General features: G+C 60.3%; 21 protein-coding genes. 9 read left to right on the top strand and 12 right to left on the bottom strand.

All coding sequences use genetic code 11. The annotated features are described in order from the left end of the window. Positions 1-17 precede the first annotated feature (17 nt). The 5 genes from OLZ32_RS12190 (at position 18) to ligD (ending at position 4,376) form a co-directional block, all read left to right on the top strand. On the top strand, positions 18-953 hold the full coding sequence (locus OLZ32_RS12190) for a sugar-binding transcriptional regulator (RefSeq protein WP_264396189.1): 936 nt from the start codon (positions 18-20) through the stop codon (positions 951-953). Positions 954-1,052: 99 nt separating this feature from the next. Beyond that, positions 1,053-1,829, top strand: a complete 777-nt coding sequence (locus OLZ32_RS12185) for a DeoR/GlpR family DNA-binding transcription regulator (RefSeq protein ID WP_264396188.1) — start codon at positions 1,053-1,055, stop codon at positions 1,827-1,829. Further along, positions 1,826-2,611 (top strand): triose-phosphate isomerase, encoded by a 786-nt coding sequence (locus OLZ32_RS12180; RefSeq protein ID WP_264396187.1) that lies wholly within the window; start codon positions 1,826-1,828, stop codon positions 2,609-2,611. The genes OLZ32_RS12185 and OLZ32_RS12180 overlap by 4 nt, the downstream gene beginning before the upstream one ends. Continuing rightward, positions 2,608-3,063 carry a D-erythrulose-4-phosphate isomerase gene (derI, locus tag OLZ32_RS12175; protein ID WP_017991651.1) on the top strand — a complete coding sequence of 152 codons (456 nt, stop codon included), beginning with the start codon at positions 2,608-2,610 and terminating at the stop codon, positions 3,061-3,063. The genes OLZ32_RS12180 and derI overlap by 4 nt, the downstream gene beginning before the upstream one ends. Before the next feature lie 272 nt (positions 3,064-3,335). After that, complete coding sequence (ligD, locus tag OLZ32_RS12170; RefSeq protein WP_264396186.1) at positions 3,336-4,376, top strand: non-homologous end-joining DNA ligase; 1,041 nt, start codon at positions 3,336-3,338, stop codon at positions 4,374-4,376. A 145-nt stretch (positions 4,377-4,521) separates the two neighbouring features. On the opposite strand, the gene OLZ32_RS12165 is transcribed toward ligD, so the two are convergent. The 6 genes from OLZ32_RS12165 to OLZ32_RS12140 are packed head-to-tail and all read right to left on the bottom strand — an operon-like array spanning position 4,522 to position 9,554. Continuing rightward, positions 4,522-4,818: a YciI family protein gene (locus OLZ32_RS12165; RefSeq protein WP_017991654.1), complete on the bottom strand. Its 297-nt coding sequence runs from the start codon at positions 4,816-4,818 to the stop codon at positions 4,522-4,524. Then, the gene (locus OLZ32_RS12160; protein WP_264396185.1) at positions 4,815-5,663 is read right to left on the bottom strand and encodes a dioxygenase family protein; all 849 of its coding nucleotides are present in this window, start codon (positions 5,661-5,663) and stop codon (positions 4,815-4,817) included. The genes OLZ32_RS12165 and OLZ32_RS12160 overlap by 4 nt, the downstream gene beginning before the upstream one ends. Before the next feature lie 20 nt (positions 5,664-5,683). Next, positions 5,684-6,742, bottom strand: coding sequence for a maleylacetate reductase (locus OLZ32_RS12155; protein WP_264396184.1), 1,059 nt, complete (start codon positions 6,740-6,742; stop codon positions 5,684-5,686). A gap of 1 nt (position 6,743) precedes the next feature. Then, entirely contained in the window at positions 6,744-7,724 is a 981-nt protein-coding gene (gene tsdA, locus OLZ32_RS12150; RefSeq protein ID WP_062941586.1) for a gamma-resorcylate decarboxylase, read from the bottom strand. A gap of 47 nt (positions 7,725-7,771) precedes the next feature. After that, positions 7,772-9,004, bottom strand: coding sequence for a flavin-dependent monooxygenase (locus tag OLZ32_RS12145; protein ID WP_264396183.1), 1,233 nt, complete (start codon positions 9,002-9,004; stop codon positions 7,772-7,774). Positions 9,005-9,014: 10 nt separating this feature from the next. Continuing rightward, positions 9,015-9,554, bottom strand: a complete 540-nt coding sequence (locus OLZ32_RS12140) for a flavin reductase family protein (RefSeq protein WP_003550798.1) — start codon at positions 9,552-9,554, stop codon at positions 9,015-9,017. 201 nt (positions 9,555-9,755) lie between these two features. Between OLZ32_RS12140 and OLZ32_RS12135 the strand changes: the two genes are divergently transcribed. The 4 genes from OLZ32_RS12135 (at position 9,756) to OLZ32_RS12120 (ending at position 12,629) form a co-directional block, all read left to right on the top strand. Next, entirely contained in the window at positions 9,756-10,208 is a 453-nt protein-coding gene (locus tag OLZ32_RS12135; RefSeq protein ID WP_003550797.1) for a MarR family winged helix-turn-helix transcriptional regulator, read from the top strand. A 199-nt stretch (positions 10,209-10,407) separates the two neighbouring features. Further along, positions 10,408-11,691: an MFS transporter gene (locus tag OLZ32_RS12130; protein WP_264396182.1), complete on the top strand. Its 1,284-nt coding sequence runs from the start codon at positions 10,408-10,410 to the stop codon at positions 11,689-11,691. A 268-nt stretch (positions 11,692-11,959) separates the two neighbouring features. Then, entirely contained in the window at positions 11,960-12,193 is a 234-nt protein-coding gene (locus OLZ32_RS12125; protein WP_003550795.1) for a BrnA antitoxin family protein, read from the top strand. Positions 12,194-12,233: 40 nt separating this feature from the next. Continuing rightward, positions 12,234-12,629 (top strand): hypothetical protein, encoded by a 396-nt coding sequence (locus OLZ32_RS12120; RefSeq protein ID WP_003550794.1) that lies wholly within the window; start codon positions 12,234-12,236, stop codon positions 12,627-12,629. 100 nt (positions 12,630-12,729) lie between these two features. Here OLZ32_RS12120 and OLZ32_RS12115 read toward each other — a convergent pair whose 3' ends face one another. From OLZ32_RS12115 to OLZ32_RS12090, 6 genes are all read right to left on the bottom strand, one after another. Then, on the bottom strand, positions 12,730-13,629 hold the full coding sequence (locus OLZ32_RS12115) for a carbohydrate ABC transporter permease (RefSeq protein WP_003550790.1): 900 nt from the start codon (positions 13,627-13,629) through the stop codon (positions 12,730-12,732). Positions 13,630-13,669: 40 nt separating this feature from the next. Beyond that, positions 13,670-14,602: a carbohydrate ABC transporter permease gene (locus OLZ32_RS12110; RefSeq protein WP_003550789.1), complete on the bottom strand. Its 933-nt coding sequence runs from the start codon at positions 14,600-14,602 to the stop codon at positions 13,670-13,672. Between the two features lie 84 nt (positions 14,603-14,686). Then, the gene (locus OLZ32_RS12105) at positions 14,687-15,991 is read right to left on the bottom strand and encodes an ABC transporter substrate-binding protein (RefSeq protein WP_003550788.1); all 1,305 of its coding nucleotides are present in this window, start codon (positions 15,989-15,991) and stop codon (positions 14,687-14,689) included. Between the two features lie 148 nt (positions 15,992-16,139). Further along, positions 16,140-17,207 carry an ABC transporter ATP-binding protein gene (locus OLZ32_RS12100; RefSeq protein ID WP_003550787.1) on the bottom strand — a complete coding sequence of 356 codons (1,068 nt, stop codon included), beginning with the start codon at positions 17,205-17,207 and terminating at the stop codon, positions 16,140-16,142. Positions 17,208-17,373: 166 nt separating this feature from the next. Further along, positions 17,374-18,360 carry a D-erythronate dehydrogenase gene (denD, locus tag OLZ32_RS12095; protein ID WP_264396181.1) on the bottom strand — a complete coding sequence of 329 codons (987 nt, stop codon included), beginning with the start codon at positions 18,358-18,360 and terminating at the stop codon, positions 17,374-17,376. Positions 18,361-18,381: 21 nt separating this feature from the next. After that, complete coding sequence (locus OLZ32_RS12090; protein WP_017991662.1) at positions 18,382-19,110, bottom strand: FadR/GntR family transcriptional regulator; 729 nt, start codon at positions 19,108-19,110, stop codon at positions 18,382-18,384. Positions 19,111-19,120: the final 10 nt, after the last annotated feature.

Below are 19,120 nucleotides of genomic sequence, written 5' to 3'. Positions count from 1 at the left end.
TTCGAAAAGGAACCGTGATGACGGACGCCGATGATACGCTTGCCGTGCGTGCTGCCTGGCTTCACTATGCCGGTGGCCTGACGCAGTCCGACGTCGCTCGCCGCCTCGGCGTGCCGTCGGTAAAGGCCCATCGCCTGATCGCCAGAGCGGTCGCCGATGGCGTCGTCAAAGTCACCATCGACGGGGATATCGTCGAATGCGTCGAGCTGGAGATGCGGCTTTCGGAACGGTTCGGGCTTCAACATTGCGAGGTCGCGCCCGATCTCGGCGAGGAAGGCTTGCCGCTCCGCGCACTCGGCCATGCCGGCGCCGGCTATCTCAAGCGCGAGATCGAGCGCGGCGACAATACGGTCATCGGCCTTGGTCATGGCCGCACGCTTTCCGCCGCCGTCCAATATATGCCGAGGGTAAGCGCGAAGAACCTGCGCTTCGTCTCGTTGCTTGGCGGCCTGACACGAAACTACGGCGCCAATCCCTATGACGTGATGCATCGCATCGCCGAAAAGACCGGCGCCCATGCCTATGTCATGCCGGTTCCCTTTTTCGCCAATACTGGCGAGGACCGCGAAGTGCTGAAGGCGCAGCGTGCCGTCAAAGAGGTCTTCGATCTTGCCAATAATGCCGATCTGAAGCTCGTCGGCCTGGGAACTGTCGATGCCGAGGCGCAGCTGGTTTTGTCCGGCATGGTCGAACCCGGTGAAATCGACGACATCGCTGCCGCAGGCGGCGTCGGCGAAATCCTCGGACATTTTTTCGACGCCGACGGCCATATCCTCGACACCGCGCTGACGGCGCGCACGCTCTCTGCGTCTTTCCCCAAGACCAAGAAAGAGCGGCTTGTGGCGCTGGCGGGCGGACAGTCGAAAGTGGCGGCTATCCGGGCAATTCTGAATAGCCGCCGCCTTTTCGGGCTGATCACCGACGAACGAACCGCGCAGGCGCTGCTGAAGTAACGATCGAAAGCAACAATATTTGATCGCAAAATAACATAATAAATGTTGATTATCACGCATACTCCGTTATCTTAACATCAAACGAGGGTGGAGATCGGGATGAGGCGGGAAGAGCGGCAGCAGTTGATCGTCAACCTGCTCGTCGAAAACAAGACCGTCGATCTCGACGACCTTGCCGATCGCTTTACCGTGTCAAAGATGACGATCCATCGCGATCTCGACGATCTCGAGCAGGCAGGCGTCCTGCGCAAGGTTCGCGGCGGCGCGACCATTGACGCCGGAACGCAGTTCGAAAGCGACTTCCGCATTCGCGAGCGCCAGGGCAGCGAGGCCAAGCTGGCTATGGCCGAGACCGCGTTGGAACTGGTCGAGCCGGGGATGACGGTGATGGTAAACGACGGCTCGATGGCGGCCGTGCTCGGCGAAATGCTGCTGCAGAAGCGGCCGCTGACCTTGATCACCAACAATGCGGCGATCATGGAGCGGCTGAAAGGTGAAACAGGCATCACGCTGATCGCGCTCGGCGGCATCTACTCGGCCAAATTCAACGCCTATCTCGGCGTCGTCACCGAGGAGGCACTGTCGCGGCTGAGGGCCGACATCGCCTTCATTTCGACGCCCGCCGTCAGCGGCGGGCGCGCCTATCATATGGACGACAATGTCGTGCGCGCCAAGCGGGCAATGATCGCGTCCTCGACCAGGACCTGCCTTCTGGTCAATCACCAGCGCATCGGCCACACCGCCCTGCATGTCATGGCGGATCTGGCCGATTTCGAAGCGATTATCACCGACAGCGCACCGGATGCTGCTGTCCTGGAGGAATTCGAGCAGGCGGGCATTACGCTCACCATTGCATTAACGCAGGATCCGACATGACCGAAAAGCCGCGCTTCTGGATTGGCACCAGCTGGAAGATGAACAAGACGCTTGCTGAAGCCGAGCATTTCGCCCGCGGTCTTGAAGCTGCCGATGCCGCGCGCGACCCGCGTATCCAGCGTTTCGTCATTCCGTCTTTCACGGCCGTGCGCGAGGTCAAGGCGAGGCTTGCCAAGACCTCGGTGAAGGTCGGCGCGCAGAACATGCATTGGGCCGACCAGGGCGCCTGGACCGGCGAAGTCTCGCCGGTGATGCTGAAGGACTGCAATCTCGATCTCGTCGAGCTCGGCCATTCCGAACGGCGCGAACACTTTGGAGAGACCGACGAGACTGTGGGTCTGAAGACCGAAGCAGCCGTTCGCCACGGTCTCATTCCACTGATCTGCATTGGCGAGACGCTTTCCGACCGCGAAAGCGGAAAGGCCGCCGACATCCTCGCAAGCCAGGTGCGCGGCGCGCTTTCGAAACTTTCGGGCGCCCAGAAAAGCGCCGAAATCCTGCTGGCCTACGAGCCAGTCTGGGCGATCGGCGAGAAGGGTATTCCGGCGACCGCGGATTATGCAGATGCGCGCCAGTCTGAAATCATCGCCGTTGCCGAAGCTGTGCTGGGCCGGAAGATCCCCTGCCTCTACGGCGGGTCGGTAAACCCGCAGAACTGCGAAGAACTGATTTCGAGCCCGCATATCGACGGGCTCTTCATCGGCCGTTCGGCCTGGGATGTCGAAGGCTACCTCGACATCCTGGCCAGATGCGCCGCCAAACTCCGAGGAGAAAGACAATGAAGCTTGCCATTGCAGGAGACAGCGCCGGCGAAGGCCTTGCCAAGGTTCTGGCCGACCATTTGAAGGACCGCTTCGACGTCTACGAAGTCTCGCGTACCAGCGCCGGCGCCGATCCTTTCTACGCGAACCTCTCGGATCGCGTCGCCTCGGGCGTCATCGACGGTACCTACGACAAGGCGATCCTCGTTTGCGGCACCGGCATCGGCGTCTGCATCTCGGCCAACAAGGTTCCCGGCATCCGTGCCGCCCTGACGCACGACACCTATTCGGCCGAGCGCGCCGCGCTTTCCAACAATGCGCAGATCATCACCATGGGAGCCCGTGTCATCGGAACGGAGCTTGCAAAGTCGATCGCTGACGCGTTTCTTGCCCAGACCTTCGACGAGAACGGCCGCTCTGCCGGTAACGTCAAGGCCATGGATGATCTCGACGCGAAATACAGCGTCCGTTGAAGAATGCTGATGACGATGCCGGGCAGGAGTGTGTTCTCCGCGTTAAGTCCTTGAATTGAGATTCGTTTCGACTCGGAACAATCGGCCGGGTGATTCAGTTGAGTCGCGTTGTTGCCATCGACGCGAAGAAGAAGCAGATGAAGCCGAGCACGGCAAAGTCCAAGGCTGGGGAAAAGCAAGAGCCGGCACCGGGGCAATGTCATCAGAATCATGAGTGCTCGGCGCAAGCCGGTCGAAGTGGAAAACTGCTCGGGGAGGCGTCAGACTTAATCATGAAGCGCACGCACCGCCCAATGCCCTTGCTCGACGAATCTCACTCAACGCTGCAGTCTCGTCCGATCCGCAAGCGCGATCCTGACCAGCCCAGTCTGCCCTTCGATCCTATGCCGTCGCGCGTCGAGCCTTGCCTCGCACTGCTGAAGCCGACTGTGCCCGTCGGGCCGGATTGGCTCTATGAGGTGAAGCTGGATGGCTATCGATTGGCAATCCACGTTGAGCCGAAGGGCGTGCGGGTCATCACCCGCGGCGGCCATGACTGGACCCATCGCTTCCCCACCATCGCCGCCGCAGCGAAAGAGCTTGGCGTAACGACCGCCATTCTCGATGGCGAGGCCGTTGTACTCGATGATCATGGCCGCTCGGATTTTGGCGCCCTGCAGCGTTCGCTCGGCGGGCGGGGCGGCAAGCGAGTATCGACCGAGTCGATCCTCGTCGCCTTCGACCTTCTCTATCTCGATGGACACGATCTGACCGGCACCGAGCTTGACGTACGCCGGCACCTGCTTGAAGACCTGATACCGGACGGCGACGATCAGGCGATCCGCCTCTCCGAGGAGATAGAGCTGCCGGCCGAAGAACTCCTCGAGCACGCCTGCCATCATCATCTGGAAGGCATCATCGCCAAGCATCGCGACCGGCCCTACGGCAGTGGCCGCACGGGCGACTGGCTGAAGATCAAATGCGTCCAGAGCGAGAGCTTCATGATCGTCGGTTACGAGCAGTCCGCATCCGCCCGCGGCGGCATCGGCAGGCTGCTACTGGCCGGCAGACGAGGGCTCGACTGGATTTACGTTGGCTCCGTCGGAACCGGTTTCGGTGCCAGCGATGCTGAATACCTGAAAAAGACGCTGGACCGGTTGAAGACGAGCCGGCCGGTTGTTCCGCTGAACGGCAAGCGCCTCGTCCTCGTGCAGCCGACGCTGATCGCCGAGATCGAGTTTCGCGGCTGGACGGATGACGGCAATCTCCGCCATGCCTCGTACAAGGGGCTGCGCGAGGTTCAAGACAACGCCGCCGTCTTCGATATGACCTAGAACAGGATGATTTTAGGCCGAGTCGGCCTAAAATTTGAATCCTGTTCTAAATTAAAGAGTTAGAGCATGATGTCGTCCGAAAACCGCTCACACTTTTCGGCATCATGCTCTGGATCTGATCACTTTCAGCAGGCCAAAACGGCGATCAGAGACTCTCCATAAGAAGCCCAAAACTGGGCCGCCATTCGAATATATCGACGCTCGCGTAAACGCCGGAGCGGACGAAGGGGTCTCCTGCGCTGAACGCCTCGAACTCGGCGAGCGTTTCGACTTGCGCCATCACGATTGCGGTGGAACCCTTGTCCTCCGCCGGCGGCGCGGAAGGTCCGGACAGCAGGATGCGGATCACCGCGCCATGCAGATAGGTCTTGTGCTCCTCGAGCAATCGGGAGCGTTCGGCAGCCTTGCCGGGGTCGGATACCGCGTAGCGGGCTACGATCATCGTGTATTCTCCACCGGCGTCAGCACGAAATCGAAATCGGAGCGCCAGATCGTCGGACGATCGACACGCTCAAAAGGCGCGACCAGGCTGGTTTTGACACCAAACACCGTATCGGATTGCAGATAGGGATCGTCGCCGACAAAAGTGTGGGTTACGAGCTTCTGATAACCTGAAGCCGTGATCAGGTAATGGGTATGGGCAGGACGGTAGGGATGGCGGCCGAGGGACGTCAACATCTGGCCGACCGGGCCATCATCCGGGATCGGATAGGAAACCGGCTTGATGCCGACGAAGCTATAGGCGCCACCTGCGCCGGTGACGAAAATACCCCGGTTGTTCCACTTCGGCTGGATATCCGGCTGCTGGACGTCGTAGAAGCCATCGGAATTATCCGACCATACATCGATCCGGGCTCCCTCGATCGGATTGCCGTCAAGATCCATCACCTGCCCGATGAAGAGGCAGCTCTCGCCCTTGCCGTCGAGCGAGATGTTTTCACCCATCTGCCGTACGGGCGCCCCTTCGACATGGAACGGTCCAAACACCGTATTTTCCGTGGCGCCTGGCGGACGCCGGTTGTTGATTGCATCCACCAGCATCGACAAGCCCAGCGTATCGCTGAGCAGGATGAACTCCTGTCGCTCGTCATGACAGAGATGGCCGGTTCGGGTCAGGAAGCCTATGGCCAGCTCCCATTCCTCCTGGGTCAGGCTGATATCCTTGGCAAAGGCATGCAGGTGCCTGACGAGCGACGCCATGACTTCGGCCAGGCGCGGATCAACGCTCTGCCCCATCCGCGAGTTGACGGCTTCCACGGATCTCTCTTCGGTGAAATATTCAGGCACGTGGCCATCCTCCTAAGGCGTTAACGCGGCCGCGCGCCCTCCCAGGCGCTCTGCAGCAAAGCCCGGATCGCTTTCCGTTCGATCGGGCGCGGGTTCCAGTAGGGGTTCCGGGCGGCGAGTTCCGCCGCATGATCCAGATCGACTTCCTTCATACCCAGATCTCGCAGCGCCAGGGGGGCGCCGATCGAAGCGGCAAAATCATAAAGACCGCTGCCCAGCGAGCCGCCAAAAAGATCGGCAGCGGGTTTTAGCGCGTCCGCTGCGGCTTCAGCGTTGTAGGCGGCAGAATGGGGAAGAATGACCGCATGGGTTTCGGCATGCGGCAGGTCGAAGCTACCGCCCAGCGTATGGCAAAGCTTGTGATGCAGGGCCATTCCAACTGCTCCGAGCACCGTGCCGCACAGCCAGGAACCGTAAAGCGCTTCGCTTCGCGGCTCGATGTCCCCAGGTGCATTGACGATTTGAGGCAAAGCCTGCTTCAGCGCGCGCAAACCCTCGCCCGCCATCATTGACGAAATGGGATTGCGATCCTGCGCGTAGAGACCTTCGACCGCATGAGCCATCGCATTGAGCCCGCTGCTGACGCTGATGTTGACCGGCAATCCCAATGTCAATTCAGGGTCGTAGATCACCACTTCGGGCAGGATGTCGGCCCCGCGGACCGTCGTCTTCTGCCCGTTCTCTGTCTGGCCGAGGATCGGTGTAACCTCCGACCCGGCATAGGTCGTTGCCACCACGATTTGCAGCGCGTCGTTGCGATAGGCGATTGCCTTGCCGAGACCGATCGTCGATCCGCCGCCGATCGCGACGACGCAATCGGCGCCGGCTGCGTTATAGGCCGCCATCGCGCGCTCGGTCACATCGACCGGCGTATGCATCGTCGCATCGTGGAATAGTCCCGCCGCAAGCGGGCCGAGGGATGCGGCGATCCGTTCAGCCTCCGCTTTCTGGTGCGGGGTCGAAAGGATCAGGGCGCGTTTGCCGCCCTGCCCTGTCATCGCATCGGCGAGACGGCTCAACGAGCCGCTCCCGAAGATCACCTGGGCCGCGCTGACCGTGTATCTGAAAGGTACGACCATGCTATCGATCGAGTTTGAAGAGTGAAACTGCGTTGGTGCGACCGATCTTCAGACGGTCGGCTTCGGAGATGGTGGCGCTGTCGAACCAGTTTGCAGCATGGTCGATGTTCTCGAATGGCCAGTCTGCCGAGAACAGAATTCGGTCTGCGCCGATTTCCAGCATAGCATCGATAAGCGATTGCGTGCGGAAATTCCCTGACGTCGTGATGTAGAAATTCTCGTTGAAATAATCGGCAATCGGGCGTTTGGCCGGATAGCTCTTTTCCACCTTGACCCACGCATTCCGGTTGTCGATGCGCCACATCATGTATGGCAGCCCCTCGCCCATGTGGCCAACGATGATCCGCAAGGCCGGATGTTCGTCAAACAGGCCGGATCCCATCAAGCGCAGCGCATGAACGGCGGTCTCCTGCGCGAACGCCCATGTCGGACCCATCAGCCAGGAATGGCCAGCATAGATCCGGCTGTCCTGCGGCAGCGGGTTGCGCGGATGCAGATAGAAGGGGACGTTGAGTTTTTCGACTTCGGCCCAGAACGGACGGTATTGCGGCAGGTCGTAGTAGAGTGGCGTCGTTCCGTCGCCTTCCTGCGAGAAGCCGTTGACCAGTGCGCCGACGAAACCCATCGTCGTCACGCAGCGCTGCAATTCCTGCGTTGCGGCATCCGGATCCTGCAGCGGCAATGCTGCAAATCCCAGGAAACGGTTCGGGTTCTTGACGCATTGCTCCGCCAGAAAGTCGTTGGCGCGTCGGGAAATCTCCAGGGCCTTTGCCCTGTCCGGGATCGCCTGCACGGCCGGAGCGTTCAGCGACAGGATCATCTTCTCGATGCCGTGGGCATCCATCAGCCGCAAACGCTTTTCCTGGATATCCAGAAGACGGGCGGACAGTTCCGTCCAGTAGTCGCCCGGCACGAATCCAGCCGAATCCTGCAGCGTCTCGGGAATGGCGAAATGTTCTTCAAGCGCGATCTTGCCTTGCACGATATGCTCTCTTTCCTGTCTTGAATCGAAATAATGCGGATGGCGGATCAGAATTGTCCCTTGGGCGGAAGACCGAGCAGTTGCTGGCCGGCCATGGTGCCGACGGCATCCCAGTTCATGGAAATGTGGCGCCCGACGGCATTTGCATCGCGCCACGCCCGCTGGACGGGGTTGGACATCTGCAGGCCGAGGCCGCCTGTCGATGCATTGAGTGCTTCGACCGCCCGAAGCGCCAGGCTGACCGCAAAGGACTGGCTGCGGCGGGCGAGAATCCGATCGTTCTCGGTGATCTCGCCGGTGCCATCCTCGCGGGCCTGGGCTAGTTGCTGCGCCCGGGCAATATCGCGCAGAATGATTTCGCGGGCGGCATCCACGGATGCGGAGGCTTCCGCCACGCGAAGTTGGATCGTCGGAAACTCCGCGATCTTGTTGTTGCCACCGGCAACCGCACCACGTGTCACACGGGTCCCGATCTGGTCGATATAGCTATCCAGTGCGCCCTTCGCCGCACCGACAGCGGCGCTGCCGAGGCAGAACGGAACCCCCATGAGCAGCGGAATGTTGAAAAGCCCGATACCCTTGTAGCCACGTCCGCCCGGCGTTCTGCCGGAGGTCGCATCCGGAAAGCTCAGAATGCGGTATTCGGGAACGAAGACATCCTTGAGGATCAGGCTTTTTGAGCCGGTGCCTGCGAGCCCTACCACGTCCCAGGTCTCGGCGATGGTATAGTCGCTGGCGGGAACCAGAAGAAACGCCGGTACAGGACGCTCCCCCTCGCCGTTTGGCGGAATGATCGCCGCACAGAGCGCCCATTGGGCATTTTCGCATCCGCTCGCAAAGGCCCAGTCGCCGGATAGCCGGAAACCACCCTCGACGCGGTCCGCCAAGCGAACCGGCGCATAGGAACCGCAGAGCAGCGCATCCGGATCGCTGCCCCACACCTCCTGCTGAACCCTTTCATCGAACATGGCAAGGAGCCATTGATGTGCGGAAAGGAGGCCGGCAACCCAGCCGGTGGAGGCGCAGGCCGACGACAGTTCGATATTTGCATCGACAAGCTCGGCAAAGGATCCTTCGTCGCCGCCAAAGCGGGCCGGTTTGACGATATCGAAATAGCCGGCGGAGCGCAGCAGATCGATAGAGCGGGCCGGCACGCGGCCGGATTTTTCGGTATCGCGCGCGCCGGCACGGATTTCGTCCAGCACCGAGGCGATGCGATCTGTAAGACATGCGGTCTTGACCCGCGCCGAGGCGGGAAACAGGGCGGCTGTATTGTTCATGGAACTACCTTCAGTTCTGGGATGCAGGAAGCGCGTGCTGTGGCGCGCAATATTTCGAATTCTCGTACATCAGCGCGATCGTGTCGTCGGAATGGCGTGTATCCACCACCTGCCCGATGAAGATGGTGTGCGTTCCATAGGGAACTGCGCCCATGCGGCGGCAGACAACCGAGGCATGAGCGGTGTCCAGCACCATCATGCCGCGCTCATGGCGAACCCAATCGGCAGCGTCGAACCGACGCTCAGGCGCAATCTTGCCGCTGAAACCTTCCGATACGGCTGCCTGCCTGTCGGTCAGAATGCTGACTGCGAATTCCGGCACCTCAAGCAGCATGTCATGCAGGTAGGTGCGATTGTTCAGGCAGATGATGAGAGATGGCGGATCCATCGAAAGTGATGTGACGGCGGTGGCCGTCATTCCATGATCCGCGCCGTTGCGACAAGCAGAAATGACTGTCACCGTCGCCGGGAAACGGCGCATGGTCGATCGAAACGCATCGCTGATGGGTGCGGGGGCCGGCGCTATGCCGAGGGCAGCAGTGGCAGACATGATTTCCTCCCGTGTCTCCTTGGCATCTAGATTATTGCATTTGCAACTATTGTCAATGCAAGTTTATAAATTGAGCGGGAAAATGCTTGCCTTACTCAGCCTTTCTCGACGGCTGAAAGCCAATCGTGTTGTCATTCCGGTAATTTAGGTGCATGTCGGAGAGAGCCCTCAGCAAGCGAAATCCCGCCAGCAGACAGAGACATGTACAAACTTACCGATTCCGTTCCCTATCTTCTCAATCGCGCCGGCGTGCGGATAGCCGAGGTATTCGCGCAGAGAATCGCCGAAGACAATCTCAGCGTGGCGATGTACCGGGTTCTGGCCATGCTCAAGGAGCGCCGGGAGAGCACCCTGGGGGATCTCGCCGACGTCGTCTCTGTCGAGATTTCGACGCTGTCGCGCCTCGTCGGCACACTGGCCAAGCGCAAGCTGGTGTCGAGAACACGTCCGGAAGATAATGGCCGTATCGTCATCGTAAGGCTGACCCCGCAGGGAGAGGCGCTGACGGAAAGGCTCATGCCGCTTGCCGTCGAGCTTGAACGCACCGCGGTTCAGGACATGTCGGACGAGGAGGTCGCAGCACTGAAGAAGGCGCTGCGCCGCATGCACAGCAACCTGCCGGCAATGTCCGGAAAGGGAAAAGTTGCGAACTGAAAAGTTTGCAGTTGCAAATATTTTATTCGCAAGTATTTAATAGCGTGTCATCGTTGTCTTGACATAGCCCGTTTGCGGGTGAGTCTGGCGCTGGGAGGAACCACGCCGGCAACGATCCAGGAGGATTTGTACACGGATCGACGCGGACCTGCCGCTGGCAGGAGCGTACTTCCTGTACGCAAAGCATGGGGAGGGAAAATTGGCCATACAAGATCTCGCTATTATCAAGGAACACGTTCGCAGCCCGAATATCATCATCGCCCTTTGCGGTCTGCTGATCCTGTTCGACGGTTACGATCTGATCGTTTACGGCGCAGTCGCGCCGGCGTTGCTCGGTGAAGCCAGCTGGGGCCTGACGCCGGGCATGGTCGGACGGGCTGCCTCCATCACCCTGTTCGGTATGCTGCTGGGCGCGCTCATTGCCGGAACTCTTGCTGACAGGATAGGTCGTCGCAAGGTCATCATCGGCAGCCTGCTGAGCTTTTCCGTGATGATGATCGGCAGCGGTCTTGCGCCGAACTTTCTCGCTTTCGAGGGAACACGCTTTCTCGCCGGCCTGGGCCTTGGCGCTCTTTTTCCCACGGTAACCGCTCTAATCATCGAGTTTTCTCCGCCGAAACGGAAGGCGATGGCCTATTCGATTGCTCTTCTCGGTTATCTGGCCGGCGGCATCATTTCGGGTATCCTCGGAATGCTGCTGATACAGAAATACGGATGGCGTCCACTGATGATCATCGGCGGTGCGCCGATCCTGCTTCTGCCTTTCTTCATCCGTCTCATACCCGAGTCCCCCGAATGGCTGGCAACGAAGAACCGCCAGACCGAAGCCAACCAGATTGCAAACCAGTACGGGCTGCCCAATCCGGTAGCCAGGCCTGCTGCATCACGCCAGGTGGGCATCCGGTCGCTGTTTTCCGAAGGTCGCCTGCTGCCGACATTGAACGCATGGGGCATTCACTTCTGTTCGCTTCTGCTCACATTCGGCATGGTCAACTGGCTTCCGACCATCATGAACAAGATGGGCTATGACCTCGGTTCTGCCCTCCTCTTCTCCGTAACGCTCAATCTCGGAGCCGCCGTCGGCCTCCTGATCGGCGCAAGGATTGCCGACCGCGGAAACGTCAAAATAGTCGTGGCAGGCATGTTTCTTCTCGGTGCCTGCTCGATCTGGTTGCTGACGCAAGTGGATCAGGGCCTCCAGGTTTATGGTCTCGTCGCACTTGCCGGTACGGGAACGATCGGTACGCAGATCCTCGCCAACGTTCTCGTTGGAAACCTCTATCCGGTCGAAATCCGTGGAACCGGCCTTGGCTTCTCGCTCGGCATCGGCCGTATCGGAGGCATGATAGGACCGGCTATCGGCGGTGCGGTTCTGGGTGCAGGCCTGGCTCCGCAGTGGAACTTCTACATCTTCGCATCGGTCGGAGCCTTGGGATGTGTCCTCGCACTCATGACATTGCTGTATCGCAAAAAGGCTGATTGACGGCCAGATTGCCGGCAGGTCTTACATCCAGAACCTGCCGGCAATGCAAACCTTGTGAAGCCGATTTCCGATCATAGCCGACGGCTTTAGGTGGTCACCGAGGCGAAAGACCGGAAGCGCAAGGACAAGTGGTTTCTGCCGCCGGCACGCTGGCGATCGAGCAGGTCGGCTAAATCGCCTTTGAAAACAAGCTAAATAGTCGACGAAGCAGCCGAGATCCCGTATGCCGCTCATATGTCGATCCGACAGGCAATAGAAAGTGGCACCTATGGCAAATTCGCCCCGCAGACCTGTCAATCCAATGGATGCCGCCGAAGCGTTGTTCAAACCCGCGAAGAAGAAGCCGGAGCAAGCTGTTGAGCGGCCGGCGCTGCCGAACACAAAGGAGCTTGTTTCGCTCAAGATCGACAGTGATGTGCTTGCCTATTTCCAGGAAGATGGCCCTGGCTGGCAGGATCGGATCAACGACATATTGCGCGCCGCGATGAAGAACAGGGTCTGACCCTGTTGCGCCATCTTGTCCGCCACGGTTGGTCGTTGTGATGCCGAAAGCACTGCACCGGCTTTTCCGCAGCGGCGTTGTCCATGTTCTCTTCGCCTTTTTGGCAATGGGCAGCTGGGCGGTTTTCGCCAATCGCGCGCACGCCATGCCATTGCCGCTCTATGCCGGCCTTGTACAGGGTGCGATATCCGCCTGCCTGACGCTTTTCCTGAAATCTGTGATCGACTGGCTTTCGAAGCGCTTCGTCGGATCTGCACGATTTTGGGCGCCGCCTCTCATTGCTTGTCTCGGCTCAGCCGGCATTCTCGTGGCAATCCATGCGGCGACCGGCACACCGGAAATACTCAAGACCATCGCATTTCCGCTGCTCGTATCGACGAGCTACGCGGCAATCTACAATTATTCGATCTCGGCAAGACGAGGTTTCGATACATGATGGGAAGGCAGCTGATCCCATTTTGCGGACACTCCTCCTGCCCACGGTAACAAGCAGTCGCAACTGCTGCAGGAGCAAGGGGCGTGTCCGCGGTAGACCGTCACTCCTTCACCGCCCCGGTCATCGATGAGACGTAGTAGTCCACGAAGAACGAGTAGAGGATGACCACCGGAAGGGAGCCGAACAATGCGCCCGCCATCAGTGCCCCCCATTCGAAGACGTCGCCGCGCACCAGTTCGGTCAGCACGCCGACCGGGATGGTTTTGTTTTCCGACGACTGGATGAAAGTCAGCGCATAGATGAATTCGTTCCAGGACAGCGTGAAGGCGAAGATGCCAGCTGAAATCAGCCCGGGTACTGCGAGCGGCAGAATGATCTTGGTGAGAATCTGCCATCTGTTGGCGCCGTCCACCAGCGCGCTTTCCTCCAGCTCGAATGGGATCGACCGAAAATAGCCCATCAGCAGCCACGTGCAGAAGGGAATGAGGAAGGTCGGATAGGTGAAGATCAGCGCCAGGCGCGAGTCGTAGATCCCGAGCTTGAAGACGATGAAGGCAAGCGGGATGAAGAGGATCGACGGCGGCACGAGATAGGCGAGGAAGATCACCAAGCCGACCGAACGCGACCCTGTGAAGCGGACGCGCTCGATGGCATAGGCGCCGAAGACTGAGGCTACCAGCGAGAGGAAGGTGGAGCAGACCGCGACCAGCATCGTGTTCCACAGCCAGCCGGGATAGGATGTCTCAAGGAACAGGTATTTGATGTGATCGAGCGTCGCTCCCACCACCCAGAAGGGGCTGTAGTTGCTGTAGTCGGTCAGCTGATCGTTCGGCTTCACCGCGGTGATCGCCATCCAGTAGAACGGGAAGAGCAGCACGACGACGAAGACGGCCATCGGCAGGTAGAGCATTACGATCCGCCGCGGCAGGCGGTTCAGATAGCTCATGCCTTCGGCATTGTCGGTCACGACCTGATCGGCGGCGTTTGAATTTATCGACATCATCACTCTCCCTAACCCCAATTTGGCTCTGACTCTGGCCTTAATCCTGGCCGCCCTGTTGCCATTTGCGCCGCTGCAGCCCGAAGAAGCTGAACATGATGGCGCCGAGCAGGAAGGGCACCATGGCGACCGCGATGGCCGCACCCTCGCCGAGCTGACCGCCTGGAATGCCGCGCTGGAACGATAGCGTCGCCATCAGATGCGTCGCATTGACCGGTCCGCCCTTGGTCAGCACGTAGATGAGCTGGAAATCCGTGAAGGTGAAGAGCACCGAGAAGGTCATCACGACGGCGATGATCGGCGTCAGCATTGGTAGCGTCACGTAGCGGAAACGCTGCCAGCTCGTGGCGCCGTCGAGAGAGGCGGCCTCCTGCAGCGACGCCGGAATTGTCTGCAGCCCCGCAAGCAGCGAGATCGCCACAAAGGGAATGCCGCGCCAGACATTGGCGACGATGACGGATATGCGCGCATTGATCGGATCGCCGAGGAAGTTGATCGGTCCGCTGATCAGCCCGAGCTGCATCAGCGACCAGGAGATGATCGAAAATTGGGAATCGTAGATCCACCAGAAGGCCAGCGCCGAAAGCACCGTCGGCACGACCCAGGGAAGCAGCACGATGGCCCGGAAGAAGGACTTGAACGGCAGGTGCTGGTTGAGCAGCATCGCCAGCCAGAGGCCAAGCGCGAATTTCAGCACCGAGGCGACGGAGGTATAGAGAATGGTGTTGAAGACCGACAGCCAGAAGACGCTGTCGTCCATCAGGAACTGGTAGTTCTCCAGCCCGATGAAGATGCCGTCGCGGCCGATCCTCGTATCGGTGAAGCCGAGCCAGACGCCGAGCCCCAGTGGATAGGTGAGAAAGCAGACGAGGAACACCGCCGCCGGCAGCATGAACAGGAAGCCGAGCACATTGTTGTTCTGCAGCAGCGAAGAGATCGGCCCACGCCTGTCCTCCGAATTCACCATCGACATTGCCATCTCCCAGATTGCACTTGAACTCCCAGAGGACTTTGCGGCATGCCGAGGGCCGGCACACCGCTTGTTTTGAAGCGCGGCTCAGACGCGATAGTAGCGGTTTGCCCGCCGTTCAGCTTCCTTCATCGCATCCTCGGGCGACATCTGGCCGGTGACGGCGGCCGCATACATATCGACCAGAACGTAGTCGGCCATGGTCGCTGCCGAGGCATAACCGAGTGGGCCGGCATAGCCGTTCGGACGCAGCTTTTCCGAGGCGCGCGCATAAGGCGCGTGGATCGGATCGGAGGTCCAGATCGGGTTCTGGGCGAAAGCCTTGAGCGGCTGGCAGCAATAGGCGCTTGAGCCCTGGATCCAGGCATTCATCTGGTCGGCTTCCATCATGAACTTGATGTAGGCCTTCGCCGCTTCCGGATACTTCGTATGCTTGAAGAGAAGCAGTGAGCTCGTCTGGAAAAGCTCGACGCTCTGGCCAACCGGGCCGACGGGGAAATTCGTCGTGCGGATGTCCTTGGCGATCTCGGCGAGCTTCGGGTCGTTCTTGGCCGTGTAATAAACCGAGACGCCGTTGGCGATCAGCGAAACCTGGCCGGCGAGGAAGGCGCGGTTGTTGTTGACGTCCTGCCAACTTTCCGTGCCTGGAATGAAGGTCGCATAGAGCTCTTTGGCATAGTTGATCGAGGCCAGTGTTTCCGGGCTGTTGATCGTTACCTTGCCGCCTTCGTCGACCATCTTGCCGCCGTGGCTCCACAGCAGCCAATGGGCGTAGTTGTTGCCGTCGCCGACGGCCTTGCCGTGCGGGAAGCCTGCCGGCGTGCCCTTGGCTTTCATCGCCTTGCAAAGCTCGAGGAAGCCTGCCGTGTCTTTCGGGAACTCGCTGAATCCGGCCGCCTTCACGTGAGTGTCGCGATAGACCACCGCATTGCCGATTGCCGCCAGCGGCATGGCGATGAACGTGTCGCCGCGCGCCGCATAGCCCTTCACGCCGTCATACCAGCCGCCATATTTGTTGCCGAGATAGTTGGCGAGCTCTGTCAGGTCGACCAGCTTGTCGGGATACTGGTGAGCGTCGTCGAACCAGCACATGATGAGGTCCGGGCCGGAGCCGACATTGGCCGCGACGGCAGCCTTCGGGCGGATATCTTCCCAGCTTTCCTTGTCGATGCGCACCTCAACGCCGGTCGCTTCGGTGAACTTCTTGGTGTTTGCAATCCAGGCCTCCTCGTCGCCCTTGACGAAAGGTGTCCAGCGCAGCAGCCGCAGGCTGGCGCCGCTTTCCGGCGTATAGGTCGGTTCGGCCTGTGCGAAGGTTGGCCGGATGCCGAGGCCGGCGGCGCCGGCAACGGCAGCCGAGGCGGCAAGAAAGTCACGTCTCTTAAACCTCATGATATTCCTCCTCTTCAAAAAAGCGGGTGCGAACTCCCCGCCATTCACCTCCCGCTTGGTGAACGACGGTCCTTGCATCCCTGAAACGGGGTGCTGCCGGCCTGCGGGCGACGGGGGCTCCTCCGCCCCGCGCAGCCGCCGGACGGCGTCAGTCGGTCAATCTCCGGCCGCTCTCGGCATCGAAGAGATGAACATGCGCGGCGTCGATCGCAACGCGCAGGGTCTCGCCCGGCCGCGCGCTGACGCGTTCGCGGAAGACGCAGCTGAGGTCGCTGCCGCCGAGCCTGAGAATAAGGTGCGTCTCGTAGCCGGTCGGCTCGATCACCACGATTTCACCGGGCAGGCCATTGGCATCGAGCAGGATGTATTCCGGACGAAGCCCATAGACGAGGTCGCGGCCCAGGGCGTCGGCAGGCGGGTTGGAAACCGGGAGCGCAGTGCCGTCCGGCGCCTTGAAACTTGTCGGGTTTTCGGGGTCGAGCCTGCCCTTGATCATGTTCATCGCCGGCGAGCCGATGAACCCGCCAACGAAGAGATTGGCCGGCTTGTCGTAAAGCTCGAGCGGCGTGCCGATCTGCTCGACGACGCCGTCATGCATGACCACGATCTTGTCGGCCATGGTCATGGCCTCGATCTGGTCGTGGGTGACGTAGACCGTCGTCGTTTTCAGCCGCTGGTGCAGTTCCTTGATTTCGGCGCGCATGGCGACGCGCAGCTTCGCATCGAGGTTGGACAGCGGTTCGTCGAACAGGAAGACTTCCGGATCGCGCACGATCGCCCGCCCCATGGCGACGCGCTGGCGCTGGCCGCCGGAAAGCTGGCGCGGATAACGGTCGAGCAATTTGTCGAGACCGAGGATGCCGGCGGCATATTTCACCCGCTTCTCGGCTTCCGCCTTCGGCGCCTTGTTCAGCATCAGCGAGAAACCCATGTTCTCCTGTACCGTCATATGCGGATAGAGCGCATAGTTCTGGAACACCATGGCGATGTCGCGGTCCTTGGGCGGCAGCGTGTTGACCACGCGCCCGCCGATCTTGATCTCGCCGCCGGAAATATTCTCAAGTCCCGCCAGCATCCGCAGAAGAGTGGATTTTCCACAACCCGACGGGCCGACCAGGATCACGAATTCCCCGTCGGCAATGTCGATATCCACGCCTTTGATCACCGGAAATGCTCCGAATGATTTCCGCACATCCGCGAATTGAACGCCTGCCATACCCACTCCTCCCAGAAATCGAGCGCTACATGCTATGTATTCGTATTTTCGTATATCTTGCCGGCGGCCTTATCTTCTCAAGTCCTTCTGCCGCTGCAATCCCGCATATGCGGGTGTGCCCGGGCGGTACTCTCCTCTTATGGGGCGGCTTTAGCCCAGCTCAATCTCATCCGGACGCACCCGGAGCGTCTTCGGCGAGATAGACCTCGATCAGCTCGTCCACCGTGGTTTCGGCGACGAAACCCAGTTGCGTCGCGCGTTCGGGCGTAAAGGACTTCGGCCATCCGGCGACGATCCCTTCAATGACCTCGTCGCGGCCACGATCGATCAACTCCGCCGCCTCGGGACCGGCAGCACGGCGCAAGGCTGCGATCTGGTCGGCAACGGTGGCGGCGACGCCCGGCATGGTGAGCGTGCGCCGAACACCCAGCGCCGCGGTGTCGAGCGTCGCCGCATGGATCAGGAATTTGATGGCGGAACGCGGGCTTGCCAGCCAGTGCTTGACCGTTTCTTCGACCGGAAGAACAGCCCGCTGGCCTGCAAGCGGTTCACGCAGGATTCCGGAAAAGAAGCCCGATGCGGCGGCATTCGGCGCACCCGGCCGGATCACGATGGTCGGCAACCGAATTCCGACGCCGTCGATAAAGCCGCGCCGCGAATAGTCGGCAAGCAGAAGCTCGGAAATCGCCTTCTGGACTCCGTAGCTGGTGAGAGGTGCGAGCACGTAATCGTCGGGAATGGGATCGGGAAACGGCGAGCCATAGACCGCGATCGACGAGGAGAATACGAACCGGGGAACATAGGCTTGGCGGCTTCCTTCCCGGCGGATCGCTTCCAACAGCAATCGCGTGCCGTCGAGATTGACCTTGTAGCCGAGGTCGAAATTGCGCTCGGCTTCACCGGAAACGATCGCGGCGAGATGGAAGATCACGTCGGCCCGGCGAGCCGCCAGGGCTTCCGCTGCGCCGCTTTCGGAAATATCGGCAGCCAGCGCTTCCACCGGCGCAACGCCACCGGCGGGTATCGGCGGAGGCGTTACATCCACAAGCGTCATGCGCGTGATTGTATCGCCGCCGAGTGACCCGCTGCGCCCCAGTGTGGCGGCGAGCTTCCGGCCGATCATTCCTCCCGCCCCGATAATGAGAATATGCATCGTGTTTCGCCTCCCTGCGAACTACGAGAAGAGTAATTTGGTCGTCGTATAAATACGGGTTTCGTGGATTGCGAAGGCCGCGCATGCGGCATCCGGGTCCCGCGTCTCCAAGCCAGCGAGGATCAACCGGTGATCGGCAATGCTCGTGGCGATCGTTCCGGGCTGCGATACGACGCGCCTTCGGTGGCTCAGAAGATAGGAATAAAGGTCGGCGGCCATATCAGCCAGCACCGCGTTGCCGCTGGAACGGTAGATAGCGGTGTGAAATTCCCGGTCACATATCAAAAAACGCACAGGATCGTCACAGGCGGCCTCCTGCGCTGCGATCGACTTGCGGAGATAATCAAAAGTTGAAGGCTCCATCTTGAGCGCGGCAGCCCTGACGACCTGTGCTTCGATAAGAAGCCGGGCCTCATGAACATTGTCGAGACTGTAGGCCGCGATGTCGCGATACCGCGCAGCCTGGACGGCCAATTCGCCGACGTCCTCCGATGCCACCACCGTGCGCGTTCCGTGCACAACCGAGAGAATCCCATGGGTGGAAAGGATAAGGATGGCCCCACGGACGGTCTCGCGGCTGACCGAGAGTGCGGAGGCGAGTTCACGTTCGCTTGGCAACGGATCGCCCACCTTGAGAATGCCGGTGGCAATGAAGGTCGCAATCTTCTGGACGACGAAGTCTTTCATCGACTTCTTCGGCGCCCCACCGAGCGCCGCAACGTCGTCTTCGAGCATCGCTCGAACGTCCATTGCTTTTCCC

It is taken from the genome of Rhizobium acaciae (assembly GCF_025941625.1).
Lineage (GTDB): Bacteria > Pseudomonadota > Alphaproteobacteria > Rhizobiales > Rhizobiaceae > Rhizobium > Rhizobium acaciae.
This window is presented reverse-complemented; position numbering and strand designations above follow the sequence as displayed.